16 protein-coding genes are annotated in these 15,998 nt (G+C 64.5%); 11 read left to right on the top strand and 5 right to left on the bottom strand.

The genetic code is table 11. The features are described from left to right. Positions 1-94: 94 nt before the first annotated feature. Positions 95-490: a universal stress protein gene (locus BLR35_RS00645; RefSeq protein WP_090375841.1), complete on the bottom strand. Its 396-nt coding sequence runs from the start codon at positions 488-490 to the stop codon at positions 95-97. 358 nt (positions 491-848) lie between these two features. On the opposite strand from BLR35_RS00645, the gene BLR35_RS00640 reads away from it, so the two are divergent. The 4 genes from BLR35_RS00640 to BLR35_RS00625 are packed head-to-tail and all read left to right on the top strand — an operon-like array spanning position 849 to position 5,628. Then, a complete protein-coding gene (locus BLR35_RS00640) occupies positions 849-2,120 on the top strand; it encodes an ABC transporter substrate-binding protein (protein WP_090375838.1) in 1,272 nt (423 codons plus the stop codon). 24 nt (positions 2,121-2,144) lie between these two features. Further along, positions 2,145-4,109, top strand: a complete 1,965-nt coding sequence (locus BLR35_RS00635) for an ABC transporter permease (protein WP_090375834.1) — start codon at positions 2,145-2,147, stop codon at positions 4,107-4,109. Next, positions 4,109-4,909 (top strand): ABC transporter ATP-binding protein, encoded by an 801-nt coding sequence (locus BLR35_RS00630; RefSeq protein WP_090375831.1) that lies wholly within the window; start codon positions 4,109-4,111, stop codon positions 4,907-4,909. The genes BLR35_RS00635 and BLR35_RS00630 overlap by 1 nt, the downstream gene beginning before the upstream one ends. Then, positions 4,906-5,628, top strand: coding sequence for an ABC transporter ATP-binding protein (locus BLR35_RS00625; protein ID WP_090375828.1), 723 nt, complete (start codon positions 4,906-4,908; stop codon positions 5,626-5,628). The genes BLR35_RS00630 and BLR35_RS00625 overlap by 4 nt, the downstream gene beginning before the upstream one ends. Before the next feature lie 27 nt (positions 5,629-5,655). On the opposite strand, the gene paaI is transcribed toward BLR35_RS00625, so the two are convergent. Beyond that, positions 5,656-6,048, bottom strand: a complete 393-nt coding sequence (paaI, locus tag BLR35_RS00620; protein WP_090375825.1) for a hydroxyphenylacetyl-CoA thioesterase PaaI — start codon at positions 6,046-6,048, stop codon at positions 5,656-5,658. 40 nt (positions 6,049-6,088) lie between these two features. After that, a complete protein-coding gene (locus BLR35_RS00615) occupies positions 6,089-6,727 on the bottom strand; it encodes a helix-turn-helix domain-containing protein (RefSeq protein ID WP_090375822.1) in 639 nt (212 codons plus the stop codon). A gap of 97 nt (positions 6,728-6,824) precedes the next feature. Between BLR35_RS00615 and paaA the strand changes: the two genes are divergently transcribed. The 6 genes from paaA to paaK all read left to right on the top strand — a co-directional run bounded on the left by paaA (position 6,825) and on the right by paaK (position 10,922). Continuing rightward, a complete protein-coding gene (gene paaA / locus BLR35_RS00610) occupies positions 6,825-7,766 on the top strand; it encodes a 1,2-phenylacetyl-CoA epoxidase subunit PaaA (protein WP_090375819.1) in 942 nt (313 codons plus the stop codon). A 2-nt stretch (positions 7,767-7,768) separates the two neighbouring features. Next, on the top strand, positions 7,769-8,086 hold the full coding sequence (paaB, locus tag BLR35_RS00605) for a 1,2-phenylacetyl-CoA epoxidase subunit PaaB (protein ID WP_090375817.1): 318 nt from the start codon (positions 7,769-7,771) through the stop codon (positions 8,084-8,086). After that, positions 8,086-8,985, top strand: coding sequence for a 1,2-phenylacetyl-CoA epoxidase subunit PaaC (gene paaC, locus BLR35_RS00600; RefSeq protein ID WP_090375814.1), 900 nt, complete (start codon positions 8,086-8,088; stop codon positions 8,983-8,985). The genes paaB and paaC overlap by 1 nt, the downstream gene beginning before the upstream one ends. Continuing rightward, positions 8,982-9,398: a 1,2-phenylacetyl-CoA epoxidase subunit PaaD gene (gene paaD / locus BLR35_RS00595; RefSeq protein WP_090375811.1), complete on the top strand. Its 417-nt coding sequence runs from the start codon at positions 8,982-8,984 to the stop codon at positions 9,396-9,398. The genes paaC and paaD overlap by 4 nt, the downstream gene beginning before the upstream one ends. Beyond that, positions 9,395-9,565, top strand: coding sequence for a 1,2-phenylacetyl-CoA epoxidase subunit PaaE (paaE, locus tag BLR35_RS20470; RefSeq protein WP_170830935.1), 171 nt, complete (start codon positions 9,395-9,397; stop codon positions 9,563-9,565). Before paaD ends, paaE begins: the two co-directional genes overlap by 4 nt. A 76-nt stretch (positions 9,566-9,641) precedes the next feature. After that, a complete protein-coding gene (gene paaK / locus BLR35_RS00590; protein ID WP_090375808.1) occupies positions 9,642-10,922 on the top strand; it encodes a phenylacetate--CoA ligase PaaK in 1,281 nt (426 codons plus the stop codon). A gap of 14 nt (positions 10,923-10,936) precedes the next feature. Here paaK and BLR35_RS00585 read toward each other — a convergent pair whose 3' ends face one another. Next, positions 10,937-13,540, bottom strand: coding sequence for a penicillin acylase family protein (locus BLR35_RS00585; RefSeq protein ID WP_090375806.1), 2,604 nt, complete (start codon positions 13,538-13,540; stop codon positions 10,937-10,939). 147 nt (positions 13,541-13,687) lie between these two features. Between BLR35_RS00585 and BLR35_RS00580 the strand changes: the two genes are divergently transcribed. Continuing rightward, positions 13,688-13,891, top strand: a complete 204-nt coding sequence (locus BLR35_RS00580; protein ID WP_090375804.1) for a DUF8027 family protein — start codon at positions 13,688-13,690, stop codon at positions 13,889-13,891. Positions 13,892-13,916: 25 nt separating this feature from the next. Here BLR35_RS00580 and BLR35_RS00575 read toward each other — a convergent pair whose 3' ends face one another. Next, complete coding sequence (locus BLR35_RS00575) at positions 13,917-15,956, bottom strand: primary-amine oxidase (RefSeq protein WP_090375802.1); 2,040 nt, start codon at positions 15,954-15,956, stop codon at positions 13,917-13,919. Positions 15,957-15,998: the final 42 nt, after the last annotated feature.

Raw genomic sequence — 15,998 nt, 5'->3', positions numbered from 1 at the left:
GCTACCGAATACTACGCATGGCTCCATCACTGTCGTCCCACGTATGCGTGGGCTTTTTAATCGTCGTCGACGGCGCTACCAGTGGTCGTTCCTACTACTGCTCCGGACTGACCGTGACCACCGGCATATCGGTGCTGAGAATGACCGACTGCGTGACGCTTCCGAAGAGGACCTTTCCTGTCGGCGTCCGTTTCCGGCCCGACAGACAGATCATGTCCGCGTCAGTTGCCTCGGCCGCAGCGACCAGTTCCGGCGCCGGTTCACCGCTCGCCTCGTAATACTCGTAATCGATCCCCGCCTCGTCGAACGCTGACGCGACGTGACGGACGCTCTCGAGGTCGTGGACCGACCGTCCCTCGGGGTTCTCCTGGAAGACGTGAGCCAGGATCGTCGTAATCCCCTCGGATGCGGCTGGAAGTGACTCGAGGGTCGACGCCTGGGCGGTCGCCCGGTCGATATCGGTATCGAGTGCGACCAGTATCCGGTACATGAGTTGATGCTTGTGATGGGGTGGGATAACGTTCGCCCACCATTTACTCGGGTTTTATAGTAACAACTGAAACTGTTTGCACATCGATCGCACCGCTGTCGTGCGATCGGGTGCGCACTGATTTTCAGTAGCTACTATATTTCGAGCGTCGGGAGACGAACGAGTACCCGGACCGAAATCCCGACGACGATGGCCGAGAACGCGCCGAAACGAGAACGGGACGGTCGGCGACGTCGACCCCGGCAGATCGATATTTCGAACGATCAGCGAAAGAACCGCCAAATATTGCCCCATTGTTGATATAAAACCCCCACAAAACGGGGTAGATTTTTATAATGTGTTGTAATCTACTGACGGTATGCCTCGGGATAGCAATGCCCACGGGAGCCGGCGGCAGGTTCTCAAGGCCGTCACAGCAGGGAGCGTCGCTGGATTGTCGGGGATCGCCGGTTGCGTCGGCGACCCCGAAGAAGCCGACGCCGGCGACGGCGACGACGACGAGTTCGAGACAGTACAGTTCGGTATCCTCGAGCCACTCACCGGCGAATTCAGCGATCTCGCCCAGGAGCACCTCCAGGGAACCGAACTCGGCATCGAACACGTCAACGAGAGCGACGAGTACGACTTCACGATCGAGTACGACGACTACGACACGCAGGTCGATCCGGCGACGGCGACTCGAGAAGCCGAATCAGCCGTCCAGTCCGACGGTGCACAGTTCCTCAGTGGCTGTATCAACAGTTCCGCGGCGCTCGCGATCAACGACTTCGCCCAGCAAAACGAGGTCGTCTACGCGCCCGGTGCAGCGGACGTCTCGATCACCGGCGAGGAGTGCAACGAGTACGTGTTCCGGTTCGAGACGTCCGCCGCACAGATCGCGGAGGTCATGGCCCAGTGGACGATCGACGAACTGGGCGATCAGATATTCTATCACATCGCGGACTACGCGTACGGCGAATCGGTTCTGAACCAGGTCGAGTCCCGGATGGAGTCGATCAGTGACTCCTACGAGCAGGTCGATATCACCCGCTCGGACCCTGGATCGACCGACTTCGAGGCGTTTATCAGCCAGATCTCGGACGCAAGCGACGAGGCCGATGCGCTCGTCGTGGGGATGACCGGTGCCGACCTCGCGCTCTTTCTCTCGCAGGCGAGTGCTCGAGACCTGCAAGACGAGATTCCGATCGTGACCACGACGGGATCGTTCCACGCAGTTCGAGCAGGTGCGGGCGACGGCGCATACGACGTCTACAGTGGCGTCCGATACGTTCCGGACCTCGAGACGGGCGACAACCAGGCGTTCGTCGAGGCCTACGAATCCGAGTACGGCGACCCGCCGGACAACTTCTCTCGAGTCGGCTACGAGTCGATCCGGATGCTCGCAAACGGGATCCAGGAGGCCGGCTCCCGCGATCCGACGACGGTCCGGGAGACGCTTTCGGGGATGGAACACGATACCATCTTCGGCCCCAACGAGTTCCGGGAGTGTGACCAGCAGGCAGTCAACCCGGTCTGGATGGGCGAGTGCGTCGAGCCGGACGACGGCGAACTCGCCGACGTCGAACTCCTGGCGGAGCTGTCCGGCGAGGAGGCGATCCCCGACTGCGAGGATACCAACTGTGGCCTGTAAGATGGCACGCCAGTATCCATAATCATGCTCGGAGGATTCCTGCAAGCACTCGTCGATGGGCTGACGATCGGCGTCGTCTACGTCCTGCTGGCCGCCGGGCTGTCGGTCATCTTCGGCGTGATGCACGTCATCAACTTCGCCCACGGTGAGCTGTTCGCACTCGGCGCGTACTTCGCACTGGCGCTGGTCGCCCCTTTCGGCGGCACCGGCTTCTTCGTCGCCCTGTTCGTCGCCCCGCTGTTGGTCGGCGTCATCGGCGTCGCCATCGAACGATACACCGTCCAGCCGCTGTACGGCCGAAACCCGCTCTATCACATTCTCCTGACGTTCGGCCTGGTTCTGGTCATCAACGACCTCATTTACCTCGTCTGGGGCCCCGGGAACGTCAACCTCGCTGTCCCCGCCATGCTGTCGGGGACGGTCGGCGTGTTCGGCCTCACGGCCAGCGTCTACAACCTGTTCATCATCGTCTTCGGGGCGGCGATGGCGCTTGCCGTCTGGTCACTGCTCGAGTACACCAGGTACGGACTGATCATCCGCGCCGGGTCCCAGGACCGGCAGATGGTCCGGAACCTCGGGATCGACATCGACCGGTACTACTCGCTTGTGTTCGGCGTCGGAGCGGCCCTGGCCGCAATCGCGGGGATCGTCCTGGGCGGCTACCAGAGCGTCAATCCCGAGATGGGGATGTCGGTCATCATCCCGGCGTTCGTCATCGTCGTCCTCGGTGGGCTCGGCAGCTTCAAGGGAGCCGTCGTCGGCGGGCTGCTCGTGGGCATCATCCAGACGCTGTTGCGACACTACGCGCCGTTTTTCGAGGGGACGGTGATCTTCCTGTTGATGATCGCTGTTCTCCTGCTTCGACCTCACGGTCTGTTCGGAACGGAAACGCCCGAGGACGAGGGTGGTGGCGACCTGCTGACCGGCTCCGGCGGTGGCTTCCTCGAGCCGGAGACCCGGAAACGACTCGGGTTCGCGATGGTCGGCCTGCTGGCGCTGGTCCCGCTCGGCGCGGGCACGCTGTACTCGACGTACGCCGTCACGCTGATGATCGAGATCCTCATCTGGGGGCTGTTCGCGCTCAGCCTCGACTTCGTGATGGGGTATACGGGACTGGTCTCGCTGGGACACGCGCTGTTTTACGCGCTCGGAGCCTACGCCGTCGCGCTCGTCCTGGTACACGTGAGCCAGTCCGCGTTCGTCGCCGTCGCGCTCGCGATCGTTATCTCGGCGGCGATCGCGTGGTTCGTCGGCTACCTCTCGATCCGCGTCTCCGGCGTCTACTTCGCGATGATCACGCTCGCGTTCGCCGAACTGTTCTACAACATGCTCTACCGACTCGAGATCACCGGCGGCTCCGAGGGGCTGTTCGGTCTCTCGGCCTACTACGGGCTCGCCGGGGTCGGGATCAGCCTCGAGGAGATCGCTATCTTCGTCGGCCCCGTCGCGTTGACCGGCCAGTCGCTGTTCTACTACATCGCGCTGGCGACGCTCGTCGCCTCGTTCCTGCTCACGCGACGAATGCTCGAGTCGCCCTTCGGCGCAGTGTTGAAGTCCATCCGCGAGAACGAACAGCGAGCGACGTTCGTCGGCTACGAGACGACCGTCTACAAGCGCCGCGCGTTCGTGATAAGCGGCGCGCTGGCTGGGCTGGCCGGCGGACTGTTCACGCTCAACGCGGGGTATGCCACGCCGTCGTTCGCGTACTGGCTCCACTCCGGGGAAGTGATCGTGATGGTCATCCTCGGCGGCATGGGCACGCTGTACGGACCGATCATCGGCTCGGGCGTGTTCTTCGGCCTCGAGGAGGTCCTCACCGGGTTCACCGAGCGGTGGCGGCTGGTGCTCGGGACGATCTTCGTCCTGTTCGTGATCTTCCTCCCGCGCGGGCTGGTGTCGCTGCCCGCCCAGTTCGAGCCGTACCTGGGTGGCTCCGGCCCGGGCCCCGAACCGACTCCCGACGAATCGACCGTTCGAGGTGACGACTGATGGCCACGCAAACCACAGAATCCAACCGACGGACCGCAGGCGAAACGATCCTCCGGACCGACGGACTGGTCAAGAAGTTCGGCCAGTTCGTCGCGACCGACCGCGTCGACCTCGAGGTCGAACGCGGCGAGTTCCGGAGCATCATCGGCCCGAACGGGGCGGGGAAGACGACGCTGTTCAACCTCGTCACTGGCGCACTACCCGCCACAGAGGGCAATATCTACTTCGACGGCGAGGAGATCACTGCCCTCTCGCCACCCGAGCGGGTTCGCCGCGGAATCGGCCGCTCGTTCCAGATATCCAATATATTCGGCGGGCTGACCGTCCGCGAGAACGTCAGGCTGGCCGCCCAGTCGATCGATCGGGACGAGTACAACTTCCTCGAGTCGCTGTTCAAGCCGACCGATCGCTACGACCGGATGAACGACCGAACCGACAAGGTCCTCGCCCGCGTCGGCCTCGAGGACGTCGCCGACGAGCAGGCCGACGCACTCGCGTACGGCGACAAGCGTCGCCTCGAGATCGGCGTCGTGCTGGCGACCGACCCCGATCTCGTGTTGTTCGACGAGCCGACGGCCGGGATGAGCGCCGAGGAAACACAGGAGACGATCGACCTGCTCGAGGAGGTGCTGGTCGATCAGACGCTGTTGCTCGTCGAACACGACATCGAACTCGTGATGGAACTCTCCGATCGTATCACCGTGTTGAACCGCGGCGAGATCCTCGCGGAGGGAACGCCCGACGAGATCGCCGCGAACCAGGACGTTCAGGACGCCTATCTCGGAGGGATGACCGAATGAGCGCCGAACCGTTGCTCGCAGTCGAGGACGTCGACGCCGGCTACGGCGAGACGCAGGTGCTTTCGGACCTGTCGCTTTCGATCGACGACGGCGAGATCGTCTCGCTGGTCGGACGCAACGGCGCGGGGAAGACGACCACGCTGCGGACGATCATGGGCATCCTCGAGCCGACGACCGGTCGGATCACGTACCGCGGCGACGACGTCTCGAGGCTCGACGCGACGAAGACGGCCGAACGCGGCCTCGCGTTCGTCCCCGAAGAGCGTCGGATCTTCCCGGAACTCTCCGTCAAGGAGAACTTAGAAATCGCCGAGTACGGCGGCGCGACCGACGCCGACTCGCTGTCGGTCGGCGAGGCACTCGATACCTTCGAGAACCTGAAAGCCCGCGCCGGCAACGCGGGGTCGTCGCTGTCGGGTGGCGAACAGCAGATGCTCGCGATCGCTCGCGCGCTGGTCGGCGGTGCCGACCTCGTCTTGCTGGACGAACCGACGGAGGGACTTGCTCCCTACATCGTCCAGGACGTGATGGACATCGTCGCCGACCTCAACGAGCGCGGGATCACCGTCCTGCTGGTCGAACAGAACGTCCACGTCTGTCTCGAACTCGCGGATCGCAACTACGTCATCAACCAGGGTGAGATCGTCTACGAGGGGAGTTCGACGGAACTGGAAGCCAACGAGGAGGTCCTCGACAGGTATCTCGGCATCACCGCCTGAAACGAGGGTCCGGCCTCGTTCGCACCGTCAGGGCCTGTACACCCGTCCCCGGAACGTCGCGATTCGATCGTCGGCGTCGTCGGTCACGACCACCTCGTACTCGGCCGTTCGGCCCGCGTCGTGGCTCTCCGTGGCAGTCGCGGTCAGTACCGTGCCGACCTCGACGGCCTCGAGATAGGAAATGTTCGTCTCGAGCGCGACCGCCGTCTCGCCGCGGGAGTTCGAGGCGGCGGCGAACGCAGCGTCGGCAAGGGAGTAGATCGCACCGCCATGGGGCGTCCCGTGGAAGTTCGTCAGATCGTCGGTGATCTCGAGGCGAGTGGTCGCGGTCCCGGGTTCGAGGGCCTCGAGTTCGATCCCGAGCGTTTCACAGTAGGCGTCGCTCTCGATGTGCTCCCTGACGGAACCGATATCTGTCATACAGTATCACGCCAACAGCGGTGGCCAAGAATCTACTGGATCAACTGAAGATCTGTTGCACGAGCGCCTGTTCGCCCCGACGCAGCCGCTCGAGGAACGCGGACTTGCTGATTCCGAGTTCGGCGGCGACCTCCTCGGTCGAGACTGCACGCGGAATCTCGAAGTACCCCATCTCGAGGGCCGTCCGGATACACTCCTCCTGGGCGGGCGTGAGATCCCACCGCTGGCTGGGGACCTCCCTGGCCTCCGACTCGAGGGGGTAGATTCGCTCGAGCTGGACGCCGACGGTTTCGCCGGCCGCTTCCATGACGCCTTTGAGGACGTCACGGCCGACGACTGCGCCGAATATCATCGCGGCACCGTCGCGGTATCGCAGGGTCTCGACGATGAGGCCGTTGTTGATCAGTTCGTGGACGATACAGGGGTGTTTCGACAGGCAGCGGTACCGGTTCCGGCCGTCGGTCGTCGCGACGTGGAGGTACGAGATCCGTTCGTCCGCATCGAGTTGCGTCGTGAGGCGGTCGCTGCTGGGCGAGCTAAACTGCAGGAGATCGTAGCCGTCGGATCGGTGTTGTGGTGGCTGGGCGTCGACCTCGACGTCGACCGCTGCCGTCGCTTCCGCGAGCGGGCAACCGTCGTTCCGAACCCGGAACTCGACCACGAGGCATTCGTCGATCATCGACTGTATGGGCATTGTTACACAGTACCACTTATAAAACCTCTTCATATAGCGGTCAACTGCTAAGGCGCTGACGAGCGTTCGTTCGGCCGAAACTATGGATCTGGACACCGTCACAGAACGAGCGGGGCCGCGGGAGTTCAGTCCCGCCGACGACCTCCCCGAGGAGTACCGGAAAGCGGCGACGCGGATGATCGAGTTCCACGCCAACAGCGAGATCATGGGGGCGTACCTAGAGCGCCCGTTCATCCGGCAGGCACCGAGCATCGACCGAAAACTGGCGTTCTCCGCGAAGGTGCAAGACGAAATCGGCCACGGCCAGTTACTCTACCGTGCCGCAGAGTCGCTCGGCGTCAAGACTCGCGAGGAGATGCTAGACGACCTCGCGAACGGCGACGGGAAGTTCCTCAACTGCTTCCACTATCCGATGGACGACTGGGTCGAGACGCCGATGATCGCGTTCTTCGTCGACGGCGCGGCGATGCGCCGGCAGGCGACGCTGCGACGGACCAGTTGGGAGCCGTACGCCCACGCCATGGACAAAGTCTGTTTCGAGGAAGGGTTCCACGTCAAACACGGCGAGGACATCCTCAAGGAGCTGATGACCGGCTCCCGGAAGGAACAGCGGCTGACCCAGGAAGCGTTCGAGAAGTGGTGGCCTCGCATCATCCAGTTCTTCGGGCCGACCGACGACCAGAGCACACACCACGACTTCGCAGCCTCCGTTGGCCTGAAACAGAAGTCCAACGACGAACTCCGCAACGCCTTCCTCGACCAGTACATCCCGAAGGCGAAGAGATACGGCCTCGAGATTCCCGACGAGCCCCGTATCCGGGAACGCGACGACGGCACCTACGAGGTCGTCGAGGACGACTTAGACTGGGACGAGTTCTTCGCCATCGCGAAAAACGAGTACGAGCCCGGACGCGGCCAGATTAACGGCCGGAAGGCGGCACAGGAGGCCGTCGAGTGGGTTCGCGAAACGATCGACGACGATGCGACAGCCGCCGGCGGCCACGCGCCGCAGGCGGCCGACTGATCATGATCTGGGAAGTGTTCCGACAGGGAGAGACCGGAGAGTACCACACCCACTGCGGTAACGTTCACGCGCCGGACCGCGAGATGGCGAAACAGTTCGCGGCCATCCAGCACGGCCGCCGCAAACCGACCAACAGCCTCTGGGTCGTCCCCAAAGAGGAGGTCGGCGAGATCGACGCCGACGACGTCGCCTTCGGCGGCACGACCGACAAGAGCTACCGCTGGGCGACGACCTACCGGACGACCGGCCAGGACGCCCGCGAGGTTATCGAATCCGAGGACGAACAGGCGACCGCCGAGAAACAGCGGGGTGACGACTGATGGGCGCGTTCGACGATCCCAATGACCTCGAGGAGCGCGAGCGACGAGCCCTCGAGACCCTGATCAAGCGACTCGCCGACGACGAGTTCGTACTCGCCGAACGCTACACGGAGTGGCAGGTCCGCGCGCCGACGCTCGAGTCCGACCTCGCGCTGGCGAACAACGCCCAGGACGAACTCGGTCACGCCCGCCTCTGGTACGACGTGCTCGAGGACGTCGGCCTCGGCGAGCGAGACCTGGTCTACGAGCGCGACCTCGACGATTTCCGACACAGTACGCTCGTCGAACTCCCCTTCGAGGAGGGCGACTGGGCCGACGCCGTCCTCCGGTCGTACCTCTACGACGCCGCCGAGGACGTCCGGCTTGCGGCGCTCGAGGACTCCACGCACCCCAAAATCGCGGATCGGGTAGGCAAGATCCGAAGCGAAGAGGAGTACCACCTCGAGCACGCCCAGAACTGGCTGGAACGGCTCGCCGACGGCGAGGATGGACACGAACGCCTGCAGGAGTCGCTGGATCGGCTGTTCCCGCACGCGTTGACGCTTTTCGAACCGTGCGCGCCGCCACGCGGCGCGGGTGCGAGCGGCGATGAGCCGCGAGCGACGGACGTCGAAGACGATATCGTCGACCTCGGGCTCCGCGACGCCACCCTCGAGGAGATGGGCGAAGAGTGGCTATCGATCGTCGTTCCGTACCTCGAGTCGCTGGACCTGGCCGTGCCGGTCGATGTCGACGAGGACGACCTCGAGTTCGCGGTGACCGACGACCTGCTGCCGGACGAGCGGGGTCGCGACGGCACCCACACCGACGCGTGGGCGGAGCTGTACGACGAGTTCACGCACACGTACAGGGAACTCGAGCGAAGCGAACCGACGAGGATCATGGAGAAACCTGAATGAGCGCGAACGTTCCAGATCCCGACGACCCGACGCCGTGTGCGTACACCGACTACCGCGAGGGCGAGACCGCGGACGACCTCCCCGCCACCGGCGAGGACGCGACCGGTCTCGAAGCCGACGTGTGGGACGCCCTCTACGGGATCGAGGATCCGGAGATGCCGATCAGCATCGTCGACCTTGGGCTGATCTACGGCGTCGCCCTCGAGGACGGCGCGGCGACCGTCGACATGACGCTCACCTACTCGGGCTGTCCCGCACGGGACATGCTCACCGAGGAAGTCGAGGAGGAAGTCGCTGCCGTCGATGGCGTCGAAGACGTCGAGTTGCGGCTGGTCTGGAGTCCCGAGTGGACGGTCGAGATGGTGACCGAGCGAGGCAAGGAGGACCTGCGGGAGTTCGGGCTAAGCATATGAGACGGAGCCGCGACCCCAGCGTCGAGACGAGCGGCGACGAGACCGGCGCGACGTGTCCGTACTGCGAGTCGACGAACACCGTCCGCGAGCATCCGAAAGGGCCGTCGCTGTGTCGGTCGATGCACTACTGCAACGACTGCGACCAGCCCTTCGAGAAGTTCGAGTAACCCCATTCGTTTCTCGCTCGAGGGTCAGTCGAATCAAGATCTTTGGTGGTTGGTATCATTGGTGAAGACGAGACGTATGTCGGAGAGTATCCAGCGCGAAACTCGCCAGGATCTACGCGAGTTACAGTCCGAACGACTCCGCGAGACGGTCGAGCGAGCCTACGAGAACGTTCCCTTCTACCGTAATCTGCTCGAGGAGGCCGGTATCGCTCCCGGGGACGTAGGAGGAATCGACGACGTCGAAAAACTGCCGTTCACGACCAAGGAAGACTTCCGCGACGAGTATCCCGACGGCCTCTTCGCTGTCGACGACGACATCCTGCGCATCCACGCCTCCTCGGGCACCACCGGCAAGCCCAAGATCGTCGCCTACACCGAGAGCGACCTCGAACTGTGGGACGAGGTGATGGCCCGCTCGATGGCCGCAGCGGGGATCGAACCCGGCGACACGGTCCAGAACGCCTACGGATACGGCCTGTTCACCGGCGGTCTGGGCTTCCACGGCGGCGCGGAAGCACTTGGGGCAACGGTGATCCCGTCCGGCAGCGGCAACACGCAACGCCAGGTCGAACTCGCACGGGACCTCGAGAGCGACGCGATCGGCTGTACGCCCTCCTACGCGCTGTATCTGGCCGAAACCGCCGAGGAGATGGGCGTCGATCCCCGCGACCTCCCGCTCTCGACGGTCCTCTACGGCGCGGAACCCTGTACCGAACCGATGCGCGAGGCGATCGAGGAACGACTCGATGCGACGGGAATCGAGAACTACGGTCTCTCGGAACTGATCGGTCCCGGCGTCGCCGTCGAGTGCGCGGAGGCCCAGGACGGGATGCACGTCTGGGAGGATCACTTCTACCCCGAGATCGTCGACCCACACACCGGCGAGGTGCTCCCCGAAGGCAAAGAGGGCGAACTCGTCCTCACCTCGCTGACGAAGGAAGCACTGCCCGTGCTTCGCTACCGGACGGGCGACCTCACCACGCTCACCTACGAGAAGTGTGACTGTGGCCGCACGATGGCGCGGATGGACAGCGTCACCGGCCGCGCCGACGACCTGCTGATCGTCCGCGGCGTCAACCTCTACCCCAGCCAGATCGAAGACGTCGTCCTCGAGTTCGACGACGTCGCACCTTACTACCGGATCGACCTCTACCGGGAAGACAACCTGGACCGCCTCGAGTTGACCGTCGAACTCGCGGCCGATTTCGACGGCGATAGCGACACGCTCCGCGAGGAGATGGGCGAACGCCTCGCAAATACGCTATCGTTCAGGCCCGATGCCCTCGAGTTAGTCGACTACGGGACGATCGAGCGAACGGAGGTCGGGAAGGTAAAGCGGGTGTACGACCACCGCTGATTTCGGAGCGAGCGTTACTCGTTCCGGGGCGGCGATTTCTTCGACTTCTTCGGTTTCCCGAGCGAACCATCGTTCGGCCGGAGGATCGTCTGGTCCGTCGTCGCGGCCGCGACCTCGCCGTCGGCAAACAGGAGGTCCTTGTACTCGAACTCGAGGAATAACTCGAGTTGATCGGCGTAGTGGGGAGCCGGTTCGTCGTCGGGCGAGCGGTAGCCCGAGTTGCCCGGCGGCAACACGTTCTCGGCGTGCTCGACGCCGTCGCCGATCCGGACGAAGTGGTTCTCGGTCCCGCGGTTCAGCCACGGCATCTCGCCGGCTTCCTCGACGCCGACCGGGACGCCGAACAGCGTGACGTTCTCGAGGTCGATCACCTCGGCCTCGCTGCGCCACTCCGAGACGTCCGGTCCGTACTCATCCTCGAGCGCGGCAACGGCCTCCCGAAAGGCTGCCTGGAAGACCGCGTCACGGTCGCCGTCGAAGTAGTCGACTGCAGTGTCGAGTGCGGTCTCGTCGGGGTACAGCGCACGCATGAGCGTACTCCGGCCGTAGTTGTCGTCGAGGAACGTCAGCGCCTGCTCGAAGACGTCGCCGAACGTCGGGGCGAACGTCCGCTCCAGGAGTCGGGAGAAGAATTCGTCGAAAACCGTGTAGCCGACCGGGTATCGGCCCGTGTAGTTCTCGCCGTCACCCTGCCGGTAGTCGTCCCACGACTCGAGAGCCTCCTTCGCGTTCCGTTCGGTCGCCGAGAGGTCGGCGTCGGCGAGCGCCTCGAGCAGAAACTCCTTGTACCGGATTGCCCGCAGGTCGACGAACGAAGTGTCGTAGACCATCTCCTTGAGGTTCTCGTAGCTGACCGAGCCAGTAGTCTCGAGTTCGTGCTCGACGAGGTTGACGAACCGCTGGACGCGGTGGTCGACGCCCCACGAGTAGCTCCGGTCGCCGTTGTCCCAATCCGGTGCGGGCTTGTTATTCCACTGGGCGGAGTAGCCGACGGGCGGGTTGATGCTGTAGGGGACCTCGCCGTCGGCCGCCCGCAGGAAGTCGTCGTCGGTCAGTTCGTGCTGCGTCCCGTCCGCCGGCAGTCGCGTGTCCCAGGGAACGGCCTCGGCGTCCGGGTAGCGCCCGAGGTGGAAGTAGCCGATACCGCCCTCGCCCGCCCACATAAAGTTGAGCGCGTAGTCACACTGGCGTGCGGCCTCGCCGTAGGACTCGACGTCGTCGGCGAACTGCGCGTCGTAGAACGCCCGGAACGAGAGCATGTCCCGGCCGTCGTAGGCTCGCGTCTGCGCGATCGCCTCGCCCGCGTCGGGGTCGTAGTCGGTGACGACGCCGTGTCGGGTGCGACGAACCGTGTGGGAGACGTCCTCGCCGTCGGCCACCTCGATCACCTGCTCGTCTTCCTCGATTGCCTCCCACTCGTCGCGGAACTCGTACTCGTCCGGGCCGTCGTCGGTCGTCCGGATCGACTCGACGAACGTCTGGATGCTGTTGTCGATACCCGCCGTCGAGGTGAACGCCCCGTCGCCGTTGTGTCCGAACATGATCGCCGGATAGCCCGTGACCGTGATCCCGGCGACGTCGAAGTCCGGCCCATGGAGGCCGACCTCGTACATCACGGACGGCGTGGAGAACTCCATCTGCGGCCCGCCCATCAGGAGGTGGTCGCCGCTCTCGGTGACGTCGCCGTGGACCGCGAGCGCGTTCGAGCCGACCGTCGTCGGAATCCCGAGTTCGTGTGCCCCCTCGACGAGCGTGTCCATTCGATCCCGGTGGCGGTCGAACGCACTCGCGGCGTCGCTCGAGAGCCGATACTCGCCGCCGGTTACCCGGTTGCTGACTTCGACCGACTTGCCGGCGTCGACTCGTTCGTCCCGTTCGGCGTAGATACCCGACTCCGACAGCGGCGGCGCGAAGCCGGGGTTCGGTACGTCGCCCGATGTCGGCGCGTCCGGGTCGTCGCCCCACTGGAGGTCCTCGAAGAGGTCCCAGGCGGTCTCCTCGTCGTACTGCTCCTCGAGGGCCTCGAGGACGGCCGCGTTCAGCGTCTCGAGGTTCACGCCGGAGAAGAAGGCCATCGTCGCGACGAAGACGCCCGCGACGTCGACCACGTCCCATGGCTCCGGTTCGAAGTCGTGCTCGACGAAGCCCCGGTGGAACCCGTCTCGGTCGCTCTCGCCGGTACGGGCCGCCTCGATGTGTCTGTTGATTCCGTCGGCGTAGGCCCGCAGGACGGCCCGATGCTCGTCGTCGAGTTGCGTCTCGATCTGTTCGGCCAGCGGGACGGAACTACTGTGGTTGATCCGTGCCTCGCGGTCGAACTCGACCCACTCCTCACCCAGCACCGCCGCCACGGTCCCGTGGTAGTACCGCCGATACAGCTCGAGCTGGTAGAGACGGTCGCGGGCCGTCGCGTACCCGTAGCCGTAGAAAACCGGAGCGGGACCGCGAGCGTCCCGGGCGTAGACGTGCGCAACGCCGTACTCGTCGCGCCTGACGGTTACGGCTGCCTCGAGGCCGTCTCCCTCCTCGTAGGCGAGCGTCGTTTCGCTGATGAATCCCCCGGCGGCCGCTGCAGCGCCCGCTCGCAGAAAGTTTCGCCTGTCGAACGGCGTTACCATATCACACGGATCACGAACGCGATATTGGGCCTGGGGGTAACGGAAGGCGTTACCGGTGGATAGCCGCTAGTTTCGCCGGCCGAGAGATTTCCACCCGTTTCGACGACCCACCCGCGTTATAAGTCAATCAGCGCCGTGCGTTACCATATGCCAGTCTCGGGATACGATCCGGAAGACATCGACGACGCACTCGAGGGGAAACTCGAGGACGACCGACTCGACGAATATCTGTCCGAATCCGACCGCGAGGCCTACCGTGCCGGTGAAGCGAACCTGGTCGACCTGCTCGAGAGCGACGAGATCAGCGAGATCGTCGGCGACGAGGACGTGTCTGGAGAGTCGGGCGACTGAGTTTTGGGCTGACCGCGAACGACGATCAGTCGTCGTCGGCGTCCGCGCCTGCCTCGTCCGTCCCACAGGCACCGTGGCCCGGCACGTCCTGTCCCTCGATGGCGTGCTGTGGTGGCACGTCGATCGCCGGACTCTCGCCGAAGAAGTTGTCCGGCTGAAGTTTGAAGCTGTAGACCTGCACGGGCAGGATCGGCCAGTCCTCGGGTCGGGTCACGTGGTTGACGCCGAGGGTGTACCAGCAGACGAGGTCCTCGTCCTCGAGGTCGCGATCAGCCTCGGTCCAGGCCGGTAGTCCCGCGCCGCCGGGATGCTGGTTCGGGTACCGACCCGACGGGAAACGCTCGTCCTCGCGGAACGGCGTCGCCCACAGATGGTACCTGATGAAGCCGGAACGCTCCATCACGCTCGAGTCGGGGTGAACTGCCGCCTCGACGTTGCCGCCAGGGACGAGGCGGTAGCCGGTCGGCTTCCCGAGGTGGTTCTCCTCGCCTTCGTTTACGATCTGCCAGTACCGGCCCTTCAGCGGGTCGATCAGGTCTTTCGCGTCTTCCTCGCTCGTCAGTTTCTCCCGCTTCGCGTAGAAGGCGTTGCCGCCGGGGTTGTGCGTCCGCTCGTCGGCCTCGCCCATCGGGTCCGTGCCGTCCGGTCCAACCGGGACCGTTCGGTTCTCGACGCGATAGAGCGAGTTCGGCCCGTCGTCGACGTTCATGTCGAGCCGGAAGTTGAAGAAGTGCTGGTGGATCGGCCCGTTGAGTTGCGGCGCGACCAGTTCGCCGTAGCCCGACGGGTCCTCGTCCGACCCCACGGTGGAGACGCTGTCGATGCCCGTCAGTCGCACCTCGACCTCGATAGAGGCGTCCTGATAGAAGTACCAGTTGAAGATGTAGTCGTAATTGCCCACGGCGGCGACGAACGAGACGACCAGCCGTCGACGGCGACGAACCTCGTCGGTGTCGGTACGCCAGTCGCTTCGCTCCCAGAGGGTTCCGTTGTCCTCCTCGTGGAGGCAGATGGCGTTCTCGAGCACGTTCGCCCTGCCGTCAGCCGTGTTCATCACGGCGTCCCAGTAGTGCATGTGCCCGAGACAGTCACAGCCGTTGGTCAGCGACTTGGCGAGCCGGCCGATGTTGTACTCGCCGACGTCCATCGCGTTCTTGAACCGGTCGTTGACGTCGGTCGTCCCGTACGGTACCGACATCTCGGCACACGATGCGCGATCGATGATCGATCGCACCTCGCCGTCGTCCTCGTAGCCGATATCGTACAGTACAAGCCCCTCACGCTGGGTCCAGCCCACGCGCATGTGCCACCCCTGCCACTCGAGTTTGTGGCCGTCGACGCTCCAGCTAGGGCCGTCGGGTTGCTCGACGTTGTACGCCGTCAGGTCCTCTCGCAGGTCGACGTCGTCCTCGCGATAAGCCATCCACTCGGGAGGCAGCGGCTGGTCCTCGTCCGGCGGGCCGTAGTCGACGACCTTCACGACCTCCATCCGGTCCAGGTCGACGAACGTGTGGATGCCGGTCAGCGGCTTCGCGTACCCCTCGTCACCGTCGTCCTCGCTCGGCCGGAGGAACGTCAGCCCGTGGGCCAGCCGCTTCGACCGATCGACGTCCGCCGGAATGAACTCGTGGCCGGCCGACCAGGGGTCGACCATCGCGCGGTCGGTGTCCTCGACGCCGCGTCGCTCGACCGCTTCCTGCCACTCCTCGTTTGCCTTCACCGTCTCCTCGCAGGCGACGAACTCCTCGATCGCGATCGAGGGCTGTGCGTCCTCGACGTACTCCCACGAGACTACAGCGTCGTCCGAGAGCGAGACGACCGCCTCGATCGTCTTTCGCTCGGCACCGTTTCTGACGACGATCCGCGCTCGCCGTTCGGGGGCGTCGCCACCGTCGTCGTACGCCTCGAGTACCTCTTTTTCGGGCTCGTCGAGTTCGATCTTGATGCAGAGGCTGTCCTCCCCAACGTCCCGTTCGCGCGTCAGGACATCGTAGGCCGTTTCGATCTCCTCGGGTGACAACGGGTCGAGCGGGTGATCCGCCACTGGCGTGCGTTCGAGCGCCATGTGGGGCGACACCACAAACCAAGGTAAATACGTTCGCCCCCG

The organism is Natronobacterium texcoconense (assembly GCF_900104065.1).
Lineage (GTDB): Archaea > Halobacteriota > Halobacteria > Halobacteriales > Natrialbaceae > Natronobacterium > Natronobacterium texcoconense.
This window is presented reverse-complemented; position numbering and strand designations above follow the sequence as displayed.

Coding starts and splice junctions, on each gene's coding strand:
- BLR35_RS00585 (WP_090375806.1), bottom strand. CDS start 13,540: ATGGTAACGCCGTTCGACAGGCGAAACTTTCTGCGAGCGGGCGCTGCA.
- paaA (WP_090375819.1), top strand. CDS start 6,825: ATGGATCTGGACACCGTCACAGAACGAGCGGGGCCGCGGGAGTTCAGT.
- paaI (WP_090375825.1), bottom strand. CDS start 6,048: ATGACAGATATCGGTTCCGTCAGGGAGCACATCGAGAGCGACGCCTAC.
- BLR35_RS00625 (WP_090375828.1), top strand. CDS start 4,906: ATGAGCGCCGAACCGTTGCTCGCAGTCGAGGACGTCGACGCCGGCTAC.
- paaE (WP_170830935.1), top strand. CDS start 9,395: ATGAGACGGAGCCGCGACCCCAGCGTCGAGACGAGCGGCGACGAGACC.
- paaK (WP_090375808.1), top strand. CDS start 9,642: ATGTCGGAGAGTATCCAGCGCGAAACTCGCCAGGATCTACGCGAGTTA.
- BLR35_RS00630 (WP_090375831.1), top strand. CDS start 4,109: ATGGCCACGCAAACCACAGAATCCAACCGACGGACCGCAGGCGAAACG.
- BLR35_RS00645 (WP_090375841.1), bottom strand. CDS start 490: ATGTACCGGATACTGGTCGCACTCGATACCGATATCGACCGGGCGACC.
- paaB (WP_090375817.1), top strand. CDS start 7,769: ATGATCTGGGAAGTGTTCCGACAGGGAGAGACCGGAGAGTACCACACC.
- BLR35_RS00640 (WP_090375838.1), top strand. CDS start 849: ATGCCTCGGGATAGCAATGCCCACGGGAGCCGGCGGCAGGTTCTCAAG.
- BLR35_RS00635 (WP_090375834.1), top strand. CDS start 2,145: ATGCTCGGAGGATTCCTGCAAGCACTCGTCGATGGGCTGACGATCGGC.
- BLR35_RS00580 (WP_090375804.1), top strand. CDS start 13,688: ATGCCAGTCTCGGGATACGATCCGGAAGACATCGACGACGCACTCGAG.
- BLR35_RS00575 (WP_090375802.1), bottom strand. CDS start 15,956: ATGGCGCTCGAACGCACGCCAGTGGCGGATCACCCGCTCGACCCGTTG.
- paaC (WP_090375814.1), top strand. CDS start 8,086: ATGGGCGCGTTCGACGATCCCAATGACCTCGAGGAGCGCGAGCGACGA.
- BLR35_RS00615 (WP_090375822.1), bottom strand. CDS start 6,727: ATGATCGACGAATGCCTCGTGGTCGAGTTCCGGGTTCGGAACGACGGT.
- paaD (WP_090375811.1), top strand. CDS start 8,982: ATGAGCGCGAACGTTCCAGATCCCGACGACCCGACGCCGTGTGCGTAC.